This window comes from Glutamicibacter sp. NPDC127525, assembly GCF_042672105.1.
Classification (GTDB): domain Bacteria; phylum Actinomycetota; class Actinomycetes; order Actinomycetales; family Micrococcaceae; genus Glutamicibacter.
The window spans coordinates 407,972-422,372 of record NZ_JBHXVN010000004.1; the positions used below are offsets into that span (position 1 = coordinate 407,972).

A 14,401-nucleotide genomic window follows, 5' to 3' on the forward strand; every position below is an offset into this window, starting at 1 on the left:
TCCGGAGCTTCTGTTTAGTGTGCGACCCTGACGGGACTTGAACCCGCGACCTCCGCCGTGACAGGGCGGCGCGCTAACCAACTGCGCTACAGGGCCTAGTGCTTTGAATAAATTCAAGTCACACAGTAAAACCCCCGGGATAAACCGAGGGCCTGCGTGGCTCCGACCGGCGTCGATCCGGTGACCTTTCGATTTTCAGTCGAACGCTCTACCAACTGAGCTACAGAGCCTGGTACCACTAAGTGGACACCAAATCTACTATTGAAATAGTAAATTGAGCGACCCTGACGGGACTTGAACCCGCGACCTCCGCCGTGACAGGGCGGCGCGCTAACCAACTGCGCTACAGGGCCTTGCTTTCGCAAGCCAATGGATTTCTCCATCTGACAACCACATAATGGTTGTTTGTACCCCCAACGGGATTCGAACCCGTGCCGCTGCCGTGAAAGGGCAGTGTCCTAGGCCGCTAGACGATGGGGGCCTAAGTTGTTCGCTTCGGTTTCTTGCTTCTCCGTAGCGGACTCCAATAACTATACGCAGTGTTTTTTGCTTTTGCAAAATCGGCACCTGGACGAGTTTCACCCATGCCAAATCGGGTGCGCGGGCCTAGTCTGGAAGCATGCTTTTTGAGATGGATGACGACGAATTCCAGACCCTGGTCGAGCAGGCCATCGACGCCATTCCGGAGGCTGCATTCGCCATGATGGACAACGTCATCTTCTTCATCGAAGACGAGTATGAGCCGCTTCCAGGAGAACCCAAAAACCCTGAAATTCTGGGGTTATACGAGGGTATTGCACTCACGGAACGGGACCTGGACTGGGGCACGGGCGCACTTCCCGACCGCATAACGATCTTCAAGAATCCGACGCTTCGAGCCTGCGAAACACGTGAAGATGTAGTGCGGGAAATTGGGATTACAGTGATGCACGAAGTGGCCCATCACTTCGGAATCGACGACGCAAAATTGCACGATTTAGGGTGGTCATAGCCCCAAATCCGCAGAATCTTCTTTTGAGATCTGCCTCACAAAAATACTCAAATACAGTGGTCGCGTCGAGGTCGAAAGAGACCCAAAGCACAGGCGTGGCGCTTGGAATCGCCATCCGGGTCCAGTCGACCGGCGGGCAAGCCGCCCAAAAGCCGTTTCGCAACGACTGGCGCGCCGGTCGGTTTCCCGTTGCCCCGCTAGCGGCTGCTTTATCCGGGCGTGATCAGGTGCAGCCAGCCGGAGGAACCTGGCATGTCCCTTGCCCTTGTCCACCCAGCAGCTCTGGGCCCCTCCGCCACCAAGGGCAGCGAGGTGATCCCGATTGGGAGCACGGCACCGCACCCCTTCAAGAGGATTTCGCCATTGGAGCCGGCGCCTCCGAGGCAGACCCAGCGAAGCAGAGCTTTGCGCCCTCCCGGAGTACCTTCACTTTTAAAGGCAAACCTTTTTTGCAGCCGCACATTCCCCTCCGGCACGTTACCCAAGCTTCACGACAATCGATACCTTGGTAACGAGGCGAGATATATGTCTGAGTAATTTCCCAGCCACTCTTGATCAGCCACACAGATCCCAAATGCCACTATCTTCGCAGATCACCGCCGAATACCCAGGCGAATTACACGAATGGGATTCATGTGACTGATGTGAACAGTGTTGCCAAGCGTGTCTTAATTGGCCTAATGTGCTATTTGGAGTCTTATCCGAATCGTGACCTACTCATCGGTGAAGGTCACGACTCACGCACTCCGCGTCATCCAAGTACTTAGTGAGGAACGATATGGCTACTCGCCACACGCTCGGTGTTGCTGCAAGCACCCTAGCCCTAGCGGTGTCCTGCATTGCAGGCGCTTTGCCCGCTTCCGCATCTACTTCAGCTCTGCTTCCTCAGTCTGTGGCCATCGCTGCCGCACCTAGCGCTTCCGCGCTACCTTCGGACGCAGAGGTCCAGGACGCAAAGAAGGATAAGGCTTCGACGAACGCGATGATCGCGCGCATCGAAGCTTCCCTGGCTTCCAGCCGCGCCGAACTGAAGCGCGTTGAAACTGAGGCCGCTCAGGCTCAGGAATCCCTGCTCACCGCCGGCGAAGAGCGCGATCTGCGCACCGCTGCGGCCGAGAAGGCTGTAGAACAGCTCGAGTACGCAAAGACTTACCTGGAGCAGAGCCGCAACGATCTGGGTGCTATCGCTTCGGATATCTACCGCAATGGTGCAGGCACCTCGACCCTGAGCCTGCTCCTTGATGACAACCAGGAAGGCGACCTGTTCTACAAGGCCGCTACCATCGACGCGTTGAGCGAACAGAAGGTCCAGTCCGTCAACACCGCCACCGAGGCCGAAGGCCTCGTTTCGGCTTGGCAGGAATATGCTGATGCGGCACAGAACGCCGCCGAAGAAGCTGCAGCCAACTATGACGCAGCCGCAGCGACCGCGAACAGCACCCTGTCCACCTACGAAGCAGCTATCGCACCTGAGAAGCAGCTGCGCGATGACTTGATCGGCCACCTCGCTACCTTGAAGCAGAAGGAAGAGGCCGAGGTTCGCCAGGCGGTTGAAGAGCGCGAAACGCAGGAGCAGGAAAAAGCTCTCGCGGACGCCATCGCCGAAGAGGAAACCGCCAAGGTTCCCGAAACGAAGCAAGACTCCGTTCAGCCGCTCTCGGTTGAAAAGCCACGTGAGCTGGAGCAGGCCGAACCTGAAGAGGAAACGGTCGAGTCGGAGCCTGAGAAGGTTGAAGAGGAACCGGAAGCTGTCGAGCCTCCCGTAGCGCCGAAGCCGGAGCCAACTAAAAAGGCCGAGCCAAAGCCGGAACCAACTAAAAAGGCCGAGCCGAAGCCGGAACCGACCAAAAAGGCCGAGCCGAAGCCAGAGCCAACCAAAAAGGCCGAGCCGAAGCCAGAGCCAACCAAAAAGGCCGAGCCGAAGCCAGAGCCAACCAAGAAGGCCGAGCCAAAGCCGGAGCCAAAGCCAACCAAGAAGGCCGAACCGAAGCCGGAACCCACCAAAAAGGCCGAGCCGAAGCCGAAGGCTACCCCGAAGCCGGCACCCAAGCCTGAGCCAAAGCCGGAGCCCAAGCCGAAGGTCACCCCGAAGCCAGCGCCTAAGCCTGAGCCAAAGCCGGAACCTAAGCCGGAGCCGAAGCCTGAAGTCGCGCCGCAGTCCGGCAGCAACTACTCAGCAGCGTTTTCCTGGGCCTTGAAGACCGCGGATGATCCCAGCAAGTACTACGTCTACGGTGCCAACGGTCCCGATGCTTTCGACTGCTCGAGCTTCTCGCAGCGAGCTTTCGGCAAATCCGGCATCAGCCTGCCACGTACTTCGTCCCAGCAGTTCGCTAGCGCCCCGCAGTACGTGTCGCTGAGCAACCTGCGCCCAGGCGACTTGGTGTTCTCGTCTTCCAACGGCGGTTCCTCGTTCTACCACGTAGCCATCTACATCGGCAACGGCCAGGTCGTCCACGCTCGCAACCCGAACGCCGGCATCTCGGTGACTCCACTGAGCTACGTCAACAACCTCTACCCGAAGGCAGCCCGCTACTAAGCGCCACCCCCTCGAGCACGAAGGCCGCACACCCTGGTGGGTGTGCGGCCTTCGTGCATTCTGGCTACAGGCGTGCGGTCACTGCTCCTGCGCCCGCGTATCGAAGTCCTTGCGGTTCTCCAGGCGAGGGTCATCCGAGTCCGGCACGACCATCACCGGGCCCTTGGAGTGGTGCAAGACGCCCTGCGAGGTTGAGCCAAGCAGCATCCCGGTAAAGCCGCCGCGGCCACGCGAGCCGGTGACGGTCAGTACCGCATGCTCGGATTCGCGGATCAGCACCTCGACGGGAGGCCCGGAGACCACATCGGTTTCCATCTTCAGCGCCGGATAGTGCGACTTCAGCCATTTGGAGCCCACACTCATCTGGTAGCGCACATCTTCCAGCACGGCTTCCTGGTCAACGGTCGCCGGCATCCATGCCAGCGCCGCCCCCACCGGCGGCACCGCGCAGATCAGGCGCAGCGTCAGGTCGCTGGCGATGGCCGCGTCCGCGGCTGCCAGCACCGCTGAACGCGCGCGGTCTGAACCGTCAACGCCGACCACGATGCAGTTGCGGTTCGACGCCGCGACGGCACCGGCCTCTTCCTGCTCCTTGGCCATGGCCAGCGGAACCACGACGGTCGGGCACTTGGAGTGCGCGGGCAGTGCCGAGGACACCGAGCCGAGCAGGCGGCCAACGAAGCCACCGCGGCCACGGGTCCCGACCACTACCAATTCGGCGTCCTGGCTCAGGTCCAGCAGCACGCCGGACGGGTCGCCGGATTCGATATAGGTGCGGATGGCCGCCGTGCTGCCTTCAAGCTCTGCGCGCGCCTGGCGCACAATGTCCTCGGCTCCCCCGCGGATCAGGTCGTCATCCAGGGTCGAGTAGCCTGCGTCCATGGAGGACGCGGCGAACACCGGGATGGTGTAGGCGGACACGATATTCAACACGCTGCCGCGGCGTACCGCTTCGCGTTCGGCCCAGCGCAAAGCGCATCTGCTCTGCTGGGATCCGTCCACGCCAACGACAATTCCTTCAATCTTCTCTGCTGCGACTGGTGCTTCGTCACTCATCAGACTCGCTCCTCAACTACCTCAAATATAACGGGATGTGATTTCCCTTACCACCAATGTACTTGCTTCCGCAGTTCTAGGTGTGAGTTGGGTCTAAAGTTTTCGCGTACAGCCTACTGGACACTCGGATCGATATGAATCAGCGCCCGAAACGTCATAGAATTTTTCCATGTCCTCCTCCACACAAACCGCGTCCGGGAATGCTATGGCCGCGCGCATCGACCGATACTTCAAGATTTCGGAACGGCGTTCAACGTTCTCCACCGAAGTTCGCGGCGGCATCGCCACCTTCTTCGCGATGAGCTACATCGTCGTCCTCAACCCGCTGGTTCTTTCCGGTGCCGATTCCTCGGGCGGCGAGTTGGGCATCCAGCGCGTTGCCGCGGTGACCGCATTTGTCGCCGGCATCCTGACCATCCTGATGGGCATCTGGGCCCGCCACCCATTCGCCATGGCTACCGGCTTGGGCGTCAACGCCTTCGTCGCTATCACCGTGGCAACCAACCCGGAACTGACCTGGGCTGATGTCATGGGCCTGGTGCTCATTGCGGGTGTGGTCATGTTCGGCCTGGTGCTCACAGGGTTCCGGACCGCGGTGTTCAATGCGGTTCCAGCCGGATTGAAAACCGCCATCGTGGTGGGCATCGGCATGTTCATCGCACTGATCGGCCTGGTCAACGCCGGCTTCGTCCAGCGCCTCCCGGATGCCGCGAACACCACCGTTCCGGTGGGCCTGGGCTTCGACGGAGAGCTGATGGGCTGGCCGATCCTGGTCTTCGTTGTCGGCCTGCTGCTGACCATGGCCCTGGTGGTGCGCAAGGCCAAGGGCGCGATCCTGATCGGCATCGTCGTTTCGGCGATCCTTGCCAACATCCTCGAAGCCGTCTTCCACATCGGCGCGATGGAGACCAATACCTGGTCGCTGGTGGTTCCGTCGCTGCCCGAGTGGACCCTTCCGGACCTGTCGCTGATCGGCCAGGTCAGCGTATTCGGCGCCTTCAGCAAGATCGGCGCCACCGCCGCTTCGCTGCTGGCCTTCGTCATCCTGCTCTCGATCTTCTTCGATGCCATGGGCACCATGGTGGGCTTGGCTTCGGAAGCTGGTTCCATGGACGAGAACGGGCAGATCCCCAACGTGGACAAGGTCCTGCTGGTGGATGCGGCCGGCGCGATCGTCGGCGGCGGCACCTCCAGCTCCTCGGCGCAGATCTTCGTGGAGTCCGGCGCCGGCATCGGCGAGGGCGCCCGTACCGGCCTGGCCTCGGTAGTCACCGGCCTGCTGATGATCGTCGCGATGTTCCTGAGCCCGCTGATCTACCTGGTGCCTTTCGAAGCCGTGGCGCCGGCACTGGTCGTGGTCGGTTTCATGATGATCACCCAGGTCTCCAAGATCGATTGGAACGACTGGGGCATCGCGCTGCCGGCCTTCCTGACCTTCACCCTGATGCCGTTCACCTACTCGATCGCCAATGGCATCGGTGCCGGCTTCATCTCCTACGTCTTCATCCGCGCCACGCAGGGCCGCGCCAAGGAAATCCACCCGCTGATGTGGGTTGTTTCCGCGGCTTTCGTGCTGTTCTTCGGCATCGGACTGATTGAGATGTGGGCCGGGGTCAAATAGCCCCGAAGCCCTCCAGGCGCCCCGTCATTGCTCCGGCGATGGCGGGGCGTTTTTTGCCTCCGGCCCGGCGGGAACTGGCTAGGATGGGCACTATGAGCGATCAGCAGAACACCGCTGGGCAGTGGATCCAGGTGGCCGCAGGCTTGAAGAACCCCTCGATGCGCCGGCTTCTCGGGGCCGTATTGAGCGGGCACGGGGTACCCGAGCAGGCCAATAAGTCCGAACGCAAGGACTTGGAGCGCTGGGCCAGCATCGGGCTTCTGCGCCAAGAGGGGTCCGGCTGGGCGCTGAACGACGAACTGCTGGAGAAGACCTTGGCTTCGGCCTCGGCCGCGAAGGCCGACCGCGTCGGGATCCGCCGCTTCTTCGACGGGCACCGGCTGCATAGCCTCCCGGCGAAACCAGCGGACCGCCATGAAGTGCTGGTCTACCTGCGCAATGCGGTGATAGGAGCCGGGGACGAACTGCGCGAAGAGCAGCTCAATGAACGGCTGCGGGTATTCCACCCGGACGTCGCGCTGCTGCGCCGCTACATGGTTGACCACGGCCTGCTGCAGCGCGCAGCAGACGGGAGCGGATACCGGATGGGCCCCGGGGAGCTAGCCGGTAATCGGCACGGCCCCGGTGGCGAAGCGCTGCACTGCCGCCCCTGAAACCAGCTGCGCCGGCAACGGCGCAGTGCGCAGGCTGCGTTCGAATGCAGGGCCGAGCTTGAGCGGTTCGTCGCTGGCCAGGAACACGATGTTCCCGTAGCGCCGGCCCTTGAGCATCGGCGGGTCGGCGATCATGGCCACATGCTCGAAGACCTCCAGCAGCGTCGCGGCTTCCGCCTTGGCGCCGGACAGGTCCGCGGTATCGCCGCAATTCATGATGTAGACGCCCCCGGCATCCAGCACGCGCTGGGCTTCGCGGGCGTAGTCCGCCGTGGTCAGCACGCGCGGGGTGGTGCTCCCGGCGAAGACATCGCGGATGATCACATCGCGGCTCGCATCGCTCAAGGTGGGCAGCACCTGGGCTGCGTCTCCCACGCGCAGGCGTACCAGCGGAGCGCGCGGAACCTCGAAGTGGACGCGCACCAGCTCGGCCAGCTTGGCATCCAGTTCCACCACGACCTGCCGGGCGTTTTCATAGCTGGCCGCGACCCAGCGGGCCATGGAGCAGCCACCTCCGCCAAGGTGGAGCACGCGCAGCTTGCGGGCGCGCCCGTCGTATTGCCCGGCCGGGAAACCGATGGCGAAGACCGGTTCCATCCAGCGCATGTACTCGAAATCGAGGTAGGCCGGGTCCTCCAGGTCCACATGGGAGGAGGGCACGCCGTTGACCTTCAGGATATAGCGGCTGGCGCCGTAGGGATCAGCTTCAATGATCGCCGTTCCGGTGTCGATCGGATACTCTCCGAGCATTGATTCCTTGGCATCCCTAGCCACGCGCGCGCACCATTCGTTGTTCGATTAAGCCATCCCAGCTGCCAGTCAGGGCTTCACTGGTTCCATCAGGCGTGAATCCCTGCTTCGCGAAGAAGGCCAGGGCCCTCTCGTTGCCTTGCAGGACCCAGACCAGGGCGTCGTGCTGTCCAAGGACAACATCGAAGAGGTGCTGGCCCAGTCCGGTACCGTAGTACTCTTCCAGGACATAGAGCATGCCCAATTCGACGTCCACTCCGGCATCCTGGTCTTCTTCGATGACCGGAGTTCCACCGGCTAGCCCGATGATGCGGCCATCGCGGTCTTCCGCGATGAAGAATTGCGCTCCGGATGCCAGCCCGCGTTCCCACCAGGCTGTCTGGCCATCAAGTTGGCCTTCATGGTGGGCGAAAAAGGACTCATCGCGAAGTGTGGCGTACGCTTCTCGCCAGGCTTGCAATTTCATTTGCAGCGCTGGGCGGACGTCTTGTTCAGTAGCCAGTCGGATTCGGTAGTCGTTCATTTGCGGCACTTCTCTAGCCTACGGCAGTGACTTCGCTATTTTCTTCCAACGCACCAAGGCCCCCTCCTACTAAAGTAGTATTGCGGACTGTCCAAATGCTTGAAAAAATATTCACGTAGTCGTAAACTTTTTGGCTCAAAGGGGGGTCGGACTTGAACCGGAATACAAAATACGCTGCCTTGACTGGTGGCCTTGTCGGTTCCCTGACCCTGACCATCAGCCTTTCCTCGACCTTCTGGGTGATTTTGCTCGGTTGCGTTCTCCTAGCCGCCGGCTTCAGCATTCTGGCCAGGTTCGAACGCTTCTGGGGCCCGGCCGAACCGGACCACTACTACTACATCGTTCCCATGCTGGTTGGCCCGGTAGTTGCGGGGCTGGTGCGCAATACCGGTTATGCCCTGTGGGTCGGCCCGCCGATGGGTATTCTCTGCGGATTGGGCGTGTACTTCTTGATCCTGAAGTCGCCGCCGTTCAAGCACGATGAAGCCGGGGAACTCGAATTCGAGCGCCCCGAGCGCTATCCAACGCGCTAGAGGACTCGCGCTAGCGCGAACCCGTCCCACCCCTTGACGCCTATAGTCTGCAGCGCCGTGGCTGATACGCGCGGGTCATCGCGCAACCACCGCAAAGAGTCCTGGATTCCGCGAACATCGGCTTCTTGCGTCCCATGCCGGGATGGGTCATCCAAGACCGCGCCGCTGCGCACCACGTTGTCGAGCACCAGCACGGTGCCTGAATGCGCCAGCTCCAGTGCGCGTTCCAGGTAGGGCACGTTGTTGCGCTTATCGGCATCTATGAAGATCAGGTCAAATGGTGCAACGCGTTTGGAAATCAGCGAATCCATGGAACCCTGAGCGGCCCCCAACCGGATTTCAACACGTTCTGAAAGCCCTGCCCGCTGCAAGTTCTCACGCGCAATCGAGGCATGCAGGGGTTCAAATTCGCAGCTGATGACGGTACCGGCTGCACCGACGCCCCGGGCGAGCCAGCTGGTGGAGTAGCCCCCGAGGGTTCCGATCTCGAGGACCCTGCGGGCACCTGTGATCTCGGTGAGCAGCTGGAGGAACTTTCCCTGGGCAGGACTGACTTCAATCCGTGGAAGCCCGGCACTATGGGAATGCTCCCGGCCTGCCTCCAAGGCATCAACGCGCAGCCCCAGCGCCTGTTCCAAATATTCATCGACGGCTGCGGCATGGTGCTCTGCAGAATGGTGGATCATGACGGCATGTTCTCCTCACTATCCTCAATAGCCTTCTCCAGGCGTTGGATTTTGCCATCGAGCTCACCTTCGTAACCGGGGCGGATATCGGCTTTCAACACCAGCGATACGCGCGAACCGAATCGGCCAACGGCCATGGTGGCTTGCTTGACTACCTCCATGACTTCGTCCCATTCACCTTCGATCTCGGTGAACATGGAGCTGGTGCGATTGGGGAGGCCAGAATCGCGGACGATTTTCACCGCTTCGGCCACTGCATCGTGGACCGAACCGTTGGGGTTGTCGTTACTTGGGGCTACGGAGAAAGCTACAATCATGCTTCCACTGTCCCACTACGCCTTGTGCTTGTCATCCGCCTTGCAGGCAATATCTAGGCAGCTAGTCCGCTCGCCCTCAAGACGATGGCCGCCAGAGCACCGACGACAACGACGACAAGATAGGGTGCCTTGAAAGCCAGTGCGATAATCGCCGCCGCGAGCGCACCGATACGGGCGTCAATCACCAGTTCCTGCCCGGAGGTGAAGGCGTTGACCGTCACCAACGAGGCGAGCAACGCAACGGTCAGCGTGGCCGCGACATGGGACATGGTCGGCGAGTCCAGAACCTTGCGTGGCACAAAGTAGCCGCATAGCTTGATTGCGTAGGCCGTCAGGCAGGCTCCCAGAATCCACCAGCTCAATTCGCTCAAGGCTGGTCCTCCTCAATGCTTTCCAGATCGCCGTGCTCGGTCGCAGCCGGGGTCCGGCGGCCGGTGGCCACCGCGTAGATCGCAGCGCAGGCCGCGGTTACCAGAATCGGCAAGCCCGGCGCGGTGACCGGCACAGCCAGCGCGGTGAGGATTGCGGCCGCAATCGCGATCATGACCGGTTCAACTGACTTCAAGCGCGGCCAGAGCAAACCGATGAAGGCGGCGACCGCGGCGCCATCGAGCCCCCAAGCCGCGGGGTCCCCCATGCGTTCTCCGAGCAAGGCTCCGACGAGGGTGAACAGATTCCACAGGACGTAGACGCCCACCCCGGCGGTGAAGAAACCACGGCGCTTCTCGGCCAGGTCCGATTGCCCCAAGCTGACTGCGGTGGATTCATCGATAGTCACCTGGGCCATCCAGGGCACATGCCGTCCCAAAGGCCGCAATGCCTGCTTGATCTGCATCCCGTACACGGCATTGCGGATTCCCAGCAGCGAAGCGGCGGAGAACGCTGCCGAGGCAGCACCTCCGCCTGAGAACACGCCGATAAAGGCGAACTGCGATCCGCCGGTGAACATCAAGGCGCTCAAGGCAACGGTTTGCCACAGATCCAGTCCTGCAGCAATGGACAGGGCCCCGAAGGAAATGCCGTAGAGCCCGGTGGCGATCGCGATGGAAAGGCCCATCCTGGTCGCCGGAGTGAACCAGCTAGCGGACGTGGCGTGCATCGTACCTGACCTTGTAGACACCGCGCTTGACCTTTGCGTCGCCGATCTCGACGTGCTGCAGCTGGTTCAGGTGCTTCACGTGGGTGCCACCGCAAGGTTCGGCATTCACCCCGGCGATGCTCACGGTACGGATGCCCTGAGCATCGGTGGCCGTTGTGATTTCTCCGCCGCCAGCGATGAGTTCATCGACGCGTCCTTGGAGCCAGGCCTTGGCGGCGGCCCGTTCGTTCTCATCGCCCAATGGCAGGTCGAGGCTGGCCGGATCGAAGTCGAGGCGCGACTGCCCAGGGAAGTGCGAGTGGCCCTGGTGCTGCCAGCCGCGGTCTTCGCCAGCGAAGCCCAGGACGTGCCCTGCGGTGTGCAATGCGGCATGGGAAAGGCGCAGCTCGCCATCGATCTCAGCTAGGACCTGATCACCCACCTGCCGGGCGCCGGCGCCGTACAAGACCACCAGTGCATTCGCGTCGCACTGGACTGAGACAGGCAGCCCGTCCACGGTGCCTGAGTCTTCGGGCTGGCCTCCACCACGGGGATGGAAGATATTGGGGCTCAGGGCAATCCACTGCCCGTCTTCGCCGCTTCCCGTTGCAATGACTCGGGCCTCCGCAGCAAAAATGTACGTGTCCTGCAGGTACAGGTTGACCTGTGCGATTTCTCCGGTGTTCATGTGGCCTAGCTCAGCTCCAATTCTTTGCGCAGTTCTGCCGGGCGGTTGCTCGTCAATTCCCCGACACCCAGGTCCACCAGGAATTGCGCATCCGCGGGACGGTCAACCGTCCAGATGCGCGCCTTCAGCCCTTGTTCCAGCCATCGGCGCACAAGATGCTCATTGGCTCGGGTCCAGGCGACCCCGGATCCAATGATGCCAGCTCCCCCTGCGTTGATCAGTTCGATTCCTTCAGGCACGGAGCGGTAAAGAACATCGTAGACACCTGCTCGCCCCAGGTCGCCGGAATCAATGAGCTGCCGGACATAGTCCGGGTTGACCTCGGTCATCAGCTGGCACAATAGTGAAGTGCTGACGGTGCGTGCCAGATAGCGCAGGGAATTCGGCTCAAAGCTCATCAGGGTCACCGCGATCTGCCCTTGCGAGCCGGCCGTGCCCGTCTGCGGGTCGAAGCCATGGGCTGCCAAGACCTGCAGCACACCCTTTTCGAGCAGGTGGCCATAGGGGCTTGGATGCTTGATTTCGATAGCCAGGCCAATTGGCTTGCCGCGTGCTTCAATGAGCTCGAAAAGTTCGCCGAGGCTCAGGAGCTGTTCATTCTCCGCCCCGTACTCGGCCGGGACCAGGCTCGGAACGACTCCAGTGAAGTCCATGGCTTTCATCTGGGCCAAGGTAAATCCGGCAACCAGACCGGCTGAATCAGAGGTGCGGTCGACTGTTGGATCGTGGTGGCAGACGACGATTCCGTCTTTGCTCAGATGGACGTCGCATTCGATTCCATCGGCGCCTTCGTCGATGGCCTGCAGATAGGCAGCACGAGTGTTCTCCGAATATTTATGGGAGCTGCCGCGATGGGCGAAAAAAAGCGTATCCATAATTCCTACGCTACGCGATCATCGCTCCTTGGCAACGCAGATTGCCCTCTGCCAAGACGCTTATTTCTTCGACTGCTTTCGTGGCTTCGGCCTGCGGATGCAAGCACTTGCTGCCATCGTGCAAAACACGAAGTTACCCGGCAAGAAAAGGTGTCCGCTTTCCTGATTCTGCCCCGGAATTCCAAGGCAAAATCGCCATCGTCATGGGAATCAGCCTGCACGCCGATAGCTGGCTGCGATTGCCCCGCTGGCCAGCGGCTGCGCTGATATCAACTGGAGGTGACGGGAATCCTGCAATCCTGCCTCATGCAGGGTTGGTCCATGCCCGGCGATGACTGGATGGACTAGGAAGTGGTATTCGTCGATAAGTTCCATCCGGTCCAGAACCGTTGCCAATTTGCCGCTACCGAGCAGCACTCCATTGGGGTACTGGTCCTTCAGCTTCTGCACCGAGGCGCGTAGGTCGCCGCTTAGCAAGTGCGAATTCTTCCACGAGTACGCGGTGCGGGTGCTTGAGACAACGTACTTGGGCTTCTCCTCCAGCTGCAGCGCCCAGCGAAGCAGCGCTGGTGGCGCTGCGATATCTCCACGAGCGACGGCCGGCCAGTAATCTTCCATCAGCTCGTAGGTGGCACGCCCCCAGAGCATCGCTCCGTGCGCATTCATCAGTCGTGTGAAGTAGTCGTGCAATTCGTCGTCGGCGATGCCTTCGCGATGATCTACACAGCCATCCAGCGTGACGTTGATGCTGAATGTCAATTGTCCCATCGCAAGCTCCTGTAGCTATAGCCTCACCACCAGGTCCCCGGTGCCTTGACTGTAGGTTTGCCGGCCAGCCACGTCAAGCAGCGACGATGCATCATCAGGCAACCGGTGCGAAAGCAGAGACAGGCCCGTTCGCATCGGCGATGTCCGCCCAGCATCTGCGTTGGATGCAGAACCTGTAAGCGAAACACAATTTCACACTCATCCTCCGGGAGACTAAGCGTCAAAGGTAGGCTCGCAGTATGCCGCCACCAGACTCATCCCCAAGTTTGTCCCCTGGTCCCCGCGACCTCATGCCCATTGTCCAGGGCCTGGTCCAAGGCCCCTGGCCAAAGACCGAAGTCGAGCGTGAAGTCCTGTTCGGTGCCCTTGGATTCGTTTCCGGAAACAACGTTGATGCCGAAGACCACGATTCACCACATCAAATGATGAGCCTAGACCTCGGCCTGCCAGGAAAAATGGTGAGTTTTTGGGATACTTACCGTCAGCAATTCCTCAGCGTCTGCACCCACCTCTACGGATCGCTGAACGCCCAGGACCCGGTGGCCCAGTATGGCTACGAAGCCCTGCAGGCGCAGCTTTCCCAACTGTATGGCACTCCTGAGCGCCCTTGGGACGACGAAGATCAGTCGGTGGGCATGTGGCGCTGTAATGGCCGGAGCATCACCCTGCAGCTATTTGACCGGTCGGATAGCACCGTGATGCTCACCATCGAAGACCTGGCACTCGCGTCAATAATTGAAGCCGAAGAAGCAGCCCACTAGTCTTCTCACTCCTTGGACTGCTTGAAGCGGTTCAAAGCGATTGCGATGCTTCGATAATAGGCAGGCCGCAAGCCAACAGGAACAGTGCTTAAACAAGTGCAGGGGCCAGGCTTTCATGCCTGGCCCCTGCACGGGTTAAACAGGTGAGGCCCCGGCACCAAACGGTACCAGGGCCTCAAACCATCTACTCAAGTTAAGTCCGGCGGTGACCTACTCTCCCACACCCTCACGAGTGCAGTACCATCGGCGCAGTGGGCCTTAGCTTCCGGGTTCGGTATGGGACCGGGCGTTTCCCCCACGCTATGACCGCCGTAACAATCACGAAGCACACAAACCAAAACGTTTCCTGGTCAGTGTTTTCCGGTGCTACAAAGTCTTGTATCCGTATTTGCTGGTTAGAGGTTGTTGTCTCGTAACCGCATAGTGAACGCGAACAGCATTGAAATCATCAGTTCAAATATTGTTTCATTGTGTGTTGAAAGTCATCGGCCTATTAGTACAGGTCAGCTACACAAGTCTTTAGTCCTTGCTTCCACATCCTGCCTATCAACCCAGTGGTCTA

16 protein-coding genes, 4 tRNA genes and 1 rRNA gene are annotated in these 14,401 nt (G+C 60.6%); 6 read left to right on the plus strand and 15 right to left on the minus strand.

Annotated elements, in window-relative coordinates:
* Window positions 1-22: 22 nt before the first annotated feature.
* From ACFVHU_RS12260 to ACFVHU_RS12275, 4 genes are all read right to left on the minus strand, one after another.
* Window positions 23-96 (minus strand) — tRNA-Asp (locus ACFVHU_RS12260).
* 61 nt (window positions 97-157) lie between these two features.
* Window positions 158-230: transfer RNA gene (locus ACFVHU_RS12265), tRNA-Phe, on the minus strand.
* A gap of 49 nt (window positions 231-279) precedes the next feature.
* Window positions 280-353 (minus strand) — tRNA-Asp (locus ACFVHU_RS12270).
* Window positions 354-408: 55 nt separating this feature from the next.
* Window positions 409-481: transfer RNA gene (locus ACFVHU_RS12275), tRNA-Glu, on the minus strand.
* 150 nt (window positions 482-631) lie between these two features.
* Between ACFVHU_RS12275 and ACFVHU_RS12280 the strand changes: the two genes are divergently transcribed.
* Together ACFVHU_RS12280 and ACFVHU_RS12285 are read left to right on the plus strand one after the other, a co-directional pair.
* The gene (locus ACFVHU_RS12280; RefSeq protein ID WP_388024640.1) at window positions 632-991 is read left to right on the plus strand and encodes a metallopeptidase family protein; all 360 of its coding nucleotides are present in this window, start codon (window positions 632-634) and stop codon (window positions 989-991) included.
* Window positions 992-1,769: 778 nt separating this feature from the next.
* Window positions 1,770-3,530 (plus strand): C40 family peptidase, encoded by a 1,761-nt coding sequence (locus ACFVHU_RS12285; RefSeq protein ID WP_133834978.1) that lies wholly within the window; start codon window positions 1,770-1,772, stop codon window positions 3,528-3,530.
* Window positions 3,531-3,608: 78 nt separating this feature from the next.
* On the opposite strand, the gene ACFVHU_RS12290 is transcribed toward ACFVHU_RS12285, so the two are convergent.
* Window positions 3,609-4,586 (minus strand): universal stress protein, encoded by a 978-nt coding sequence (locus ACFVHU_RS12290; protein ID WP_133834979.1) that lies wholly within the window; start codon window positions 4,584-4,586, stop codon window positions 3,609-3,611.
* A 169-nt stretch (window positions 4,587-4,755) separates the two neighbouring features.
* On the opposite strand from ACFVHU_RS12290, the gene ACFVHU_RS12295 reads away from it, so the two are divergent.
* The gene (locus ACFVHU_RS12295; RefSeq protein ID WP_208294304.1) at window positions 4,756-6,207 is read left to right on the plus strand and encodes an NCS2 family permease; all 1,452 of its coding nucleotides are present in this window, start codon (window positions 4,756-4,758) and stop codon (window positions 6,205-6,207) included.
* Between the two features lie 92 nt (window positions 6,208-6,299).
* A complete protein-coding gene (locus ACFVHU_RS12300; protein ID WP_166650871.1) occupies window positions 6,300-6,860 on the plus strand; it encodes a DUF2087 domain-containing protein in 561 nt (186 codons plus the stop codon).
* Here ACFVHU_RS12300 and ACFVHU_RS12305 read toward each other — a convergent pair.
* Both ACFVHU_RS12305 and ACFVHU_RS12310 read right to left on the minus strand, forming a co-directional pair.
* Window positions 6,807-7,634, minus strand: coding sequence for a spermidine synthase (locus tag ACFVHU_RS12305; protein WP_286134238.1), 828 nt, complete (start codon window positions 7,632-7,634; stop codon window positions 6,807-6,809). The genes ACFVHU_RS12300 and ACFVHU_RS12305 overlap by 54 nt on opposite strands.
* Window positions 7,627-8,133: a GNAT family N-acetyltransferase gene (locus tag ACFVHU_RS12310; RefSeq protein WP_286172335.1), complete on the minus strand. Its 507-nt coding sequence runs from the start codon at window positions 8,131-8,133 to the stop codon at window positions 7,627-7,629. The genes ACFVHU_RS12305 and ACFVHU_RS12310 overlap by 8 nt, the downstream gene beginning before the upstream one ends.
* Window positions 8,134-8,285: 152 nt before the next feature.
* Between ACFVHU_RS12310 and ACFVHU_RS12315 the strand changes: the two genes are divergently transcribed.
* Window positions 8,286-8,666 (plus strand): hypothetical protein, encoded by a 381-nt coding sequence (locus ACFVHU_RS12315; protein ID WP_105657877.1) that lies wholly within the window; start codon window positions 8,286-8,288, stop codon window positions 8,664-8,666.
* Here the strand turns inward: ACFVHU_RS12315 and ACFVHU_RS12320 are convergent.
* The 7 genes from ACFVHU_RS12320 to ACFVHU_RS12350 form a co-directional block, all read right to left on the minus strand.
* Window positions 8,663-9,352 carry an O-methyltransferase gene (locus tag ACFVHU_RS12320; protein ID WP_133834982.1) on the minus strand — a complete coding sequence of 230 codons (690 nt, stop codon included), beginning with the start codon at window positions 9,350-9,352 and terminating at the stop codon, window positions 8,663-8,665. The genes ACFVHU_RS12315 and ACFVHU_RS12320 overlap by 4 nt on opposite strands.
* Window positions 9,349-9,669 carry a thiamine-binding protein gene (locus ACFVHU_RS12325; protein ID WP_105657875.1) on the minus strand — a complete coding sequence of 107 codons (321 nt, stop codon included), beginning with the start codon at window positions 9,667-9,669 and terminating at the stop codon, window positions 9,349-9,351. The genes ACFVHU_RS12320 and ACFVHU_RS12325 overlap by 4 nt, the downstream gene beginning before the upstream one ends.
* Before the next feature lie 53 nt (window positions 9,670-9,722).
* A complete protein-coding gene (locus ACFVHU_RS12330) occupies window positions 9,723-10,040 on the minus strand; it encodes an AzlD domain-containing protein (RefSeq protein ID WP_133834983.1) in 318 nt (105 codons plus the stop codon).
* Window positions 10,037-10,768 carry an AzlC family ABC transporter permease gene (locus ACFVHU_RS12335; RefSeq protein ID WP_286172336.1) on the minus strand — a complete coding sequence of 244 codons (732 nt, stop codon included), beginning with the start codon at window positions 10,766-10,768 and terminating at the stop codon, window positions 10,037-10,039. The genes ACFVHU_RS12330 and ACFVHU_RS12335 overlap by 4 nt, the downstream gene beginning before the upstream one ends.
* Window positions 10,749-11,435 carry a hypothetical protein gene (locus ACFVHU_RS12340; RefSeq protein ID WP_388024643.1) on the minus strand — a complete coding sequence of 229 codons (687 nt, stop codon included), beginning with the start codon at window positions 11,433-11,435 and terminating at the stop codon, window positions 10,749-10,751. Before ACFVHU_RS12340 ends, ACFVHU_RS12335 begins: the two co-directional genes overlap by 20 nt.
* Before the next feature lie 5 nt (window positions 11,436-11,440).
* Window positions 11,441-12,310 (minus strand): glycerophosphodiester phosphodiesterase family protein, encoded by an 870-nt coding sequence (locus tag ACFVHU_RS12345; RefSeq protein ID WP_105662674.1) that lies wholly within the window; start codon window positions 12,308-12,310, stop codon window positions 11,441-11,443.
* 210 nt (window positions 12,311-12,520) lie between these two features.
* On the minus strand, window positions 12,521-13,078 hold the full coding sequence (locus ACFVHU_RS12350; protein WP_105657871.1) for a dihydrofolate reductase family protein: 558 nt from the start codon (window positions 13,076-13,078) through the stop codon (window positions 12,521-12,523).
* 266 nt (window positions 13,079-13,344) lie between these two features.
* On the opposite strand from ACFVHU_RS12350, the gene ACFVHU_RS12355 reads away from it, so the two are divergent.
* Window positions 13,345-13,839 carry a hypothetical protein gene (locus ACFVHU_RS12355; RefSeq protein WP_181148869.1) on the plus strand — a complete coding sequence of 165 codons (495 nt, stop codon included), beginning with the start codon at window positions 13,345-13,347 and terminating at the stop codon, window positions 13,837-13,839.
* A 197-nt stretch (window positions 13,840-14,036) separates the two neighbouring features.
* Here the strand turns inward: ACFVHU_RS12355 and rrf are convergent.
* A 5S ribosomal RNA gene (gene rrf, locus ACFVHU_RS12360) occupies window positions 14,037-14,153 on the minus strand.
* Window positions 14,154-14,401: the final 248 nt, after the last annotated feature.

Bases quoted from the DNA above. Each gene is read 5' to 3' on its own strand.
- ACFVHU_RS12340 (WP_388024643.1), bottom strand. From the start codon at position 11,435: ATGAACACCGGAGAAATCGCACAGGTCAACCTGTACCTGCAGGACACG.
- ACFVHU_RS12285 (WP_133834978.1), top strand. From the start codon at position 1,770: ATGGCTACTCGCCACACGCTCGGTGTTGCTGCAAGCACCCTAGCCCTA.
- ACFVHU_RS12345 (WP_105662674.1), bottom strand. From the start codon at position 12,310: ATGGATACGCTTTTTTTCGCCCATCGCGGCAGCTCCCATAAATATTCG.
- ACFVHU_RS12295 (WP_208294304.1), top strand. From the start codon at position 4,756: ATGTCCTCCTCCACACAAACCGCGTCCGGGAATGCTATGGCCGCGCGC.
- ACFVHU_RS12335 (WP_286172336.1), bottom strand. From the start codon at position 10,768: ATGCACGCCACGTCCGCTAGCTGGTTCACTCCGGCGACCAGGATGGGC.
- ACFVHU_RS12290 (WP_133834979.1), bottom strand. From the start codon at position 4,586: ATGAGTGACGAAGCACCAGTCGCAGCAGAGAAGATTGAAGGAATTGTC.
- ACFVHU_RS12280 (WP_388024640.1), top strand. From the start codon at position 632: ATGGATGACGACGAATTCCAGACCCTGGTCGAGCAGGCCATCGACGCC.
- ACFVHU_RS12320 (WP_133834982.1), bottom strand. From the start codon at position 9,352: ATGATCCACCATTCTGCAGAGCACCATGCCGCAGCCGTCGATGAATAT.
- ACFVHU_RS12310 (WP_286172335.1), bottom strand. From the start codon at position 8,133: ATGAACGACTACCGAATCCGACTGGCTACTGAACAAGACGTCCGCCCA.
- ACFVHU_RS12350 (WP_105657871.1), bottom strand. From the start codon at position 13,078: ATGGGACAATTGACATTCAGCATCAACGTCACGCTGGATGGCTGTGTA.
- ACFVHU_RS12325 (WP_105657875.1), bottom strand. From the start codon at position 9,669: ATGATTGTAGCTTTCTCCGTAGCCCCAAGTAACGACAACCCCAACGGT.
- ACFVHU_RS12300 (WP_166650871.1), top strand. From the start codon at position 6,300: ATGAGCGATCAGCAGAACACCGCTGGGCAGTGGATCCAGGTGGCCGCA.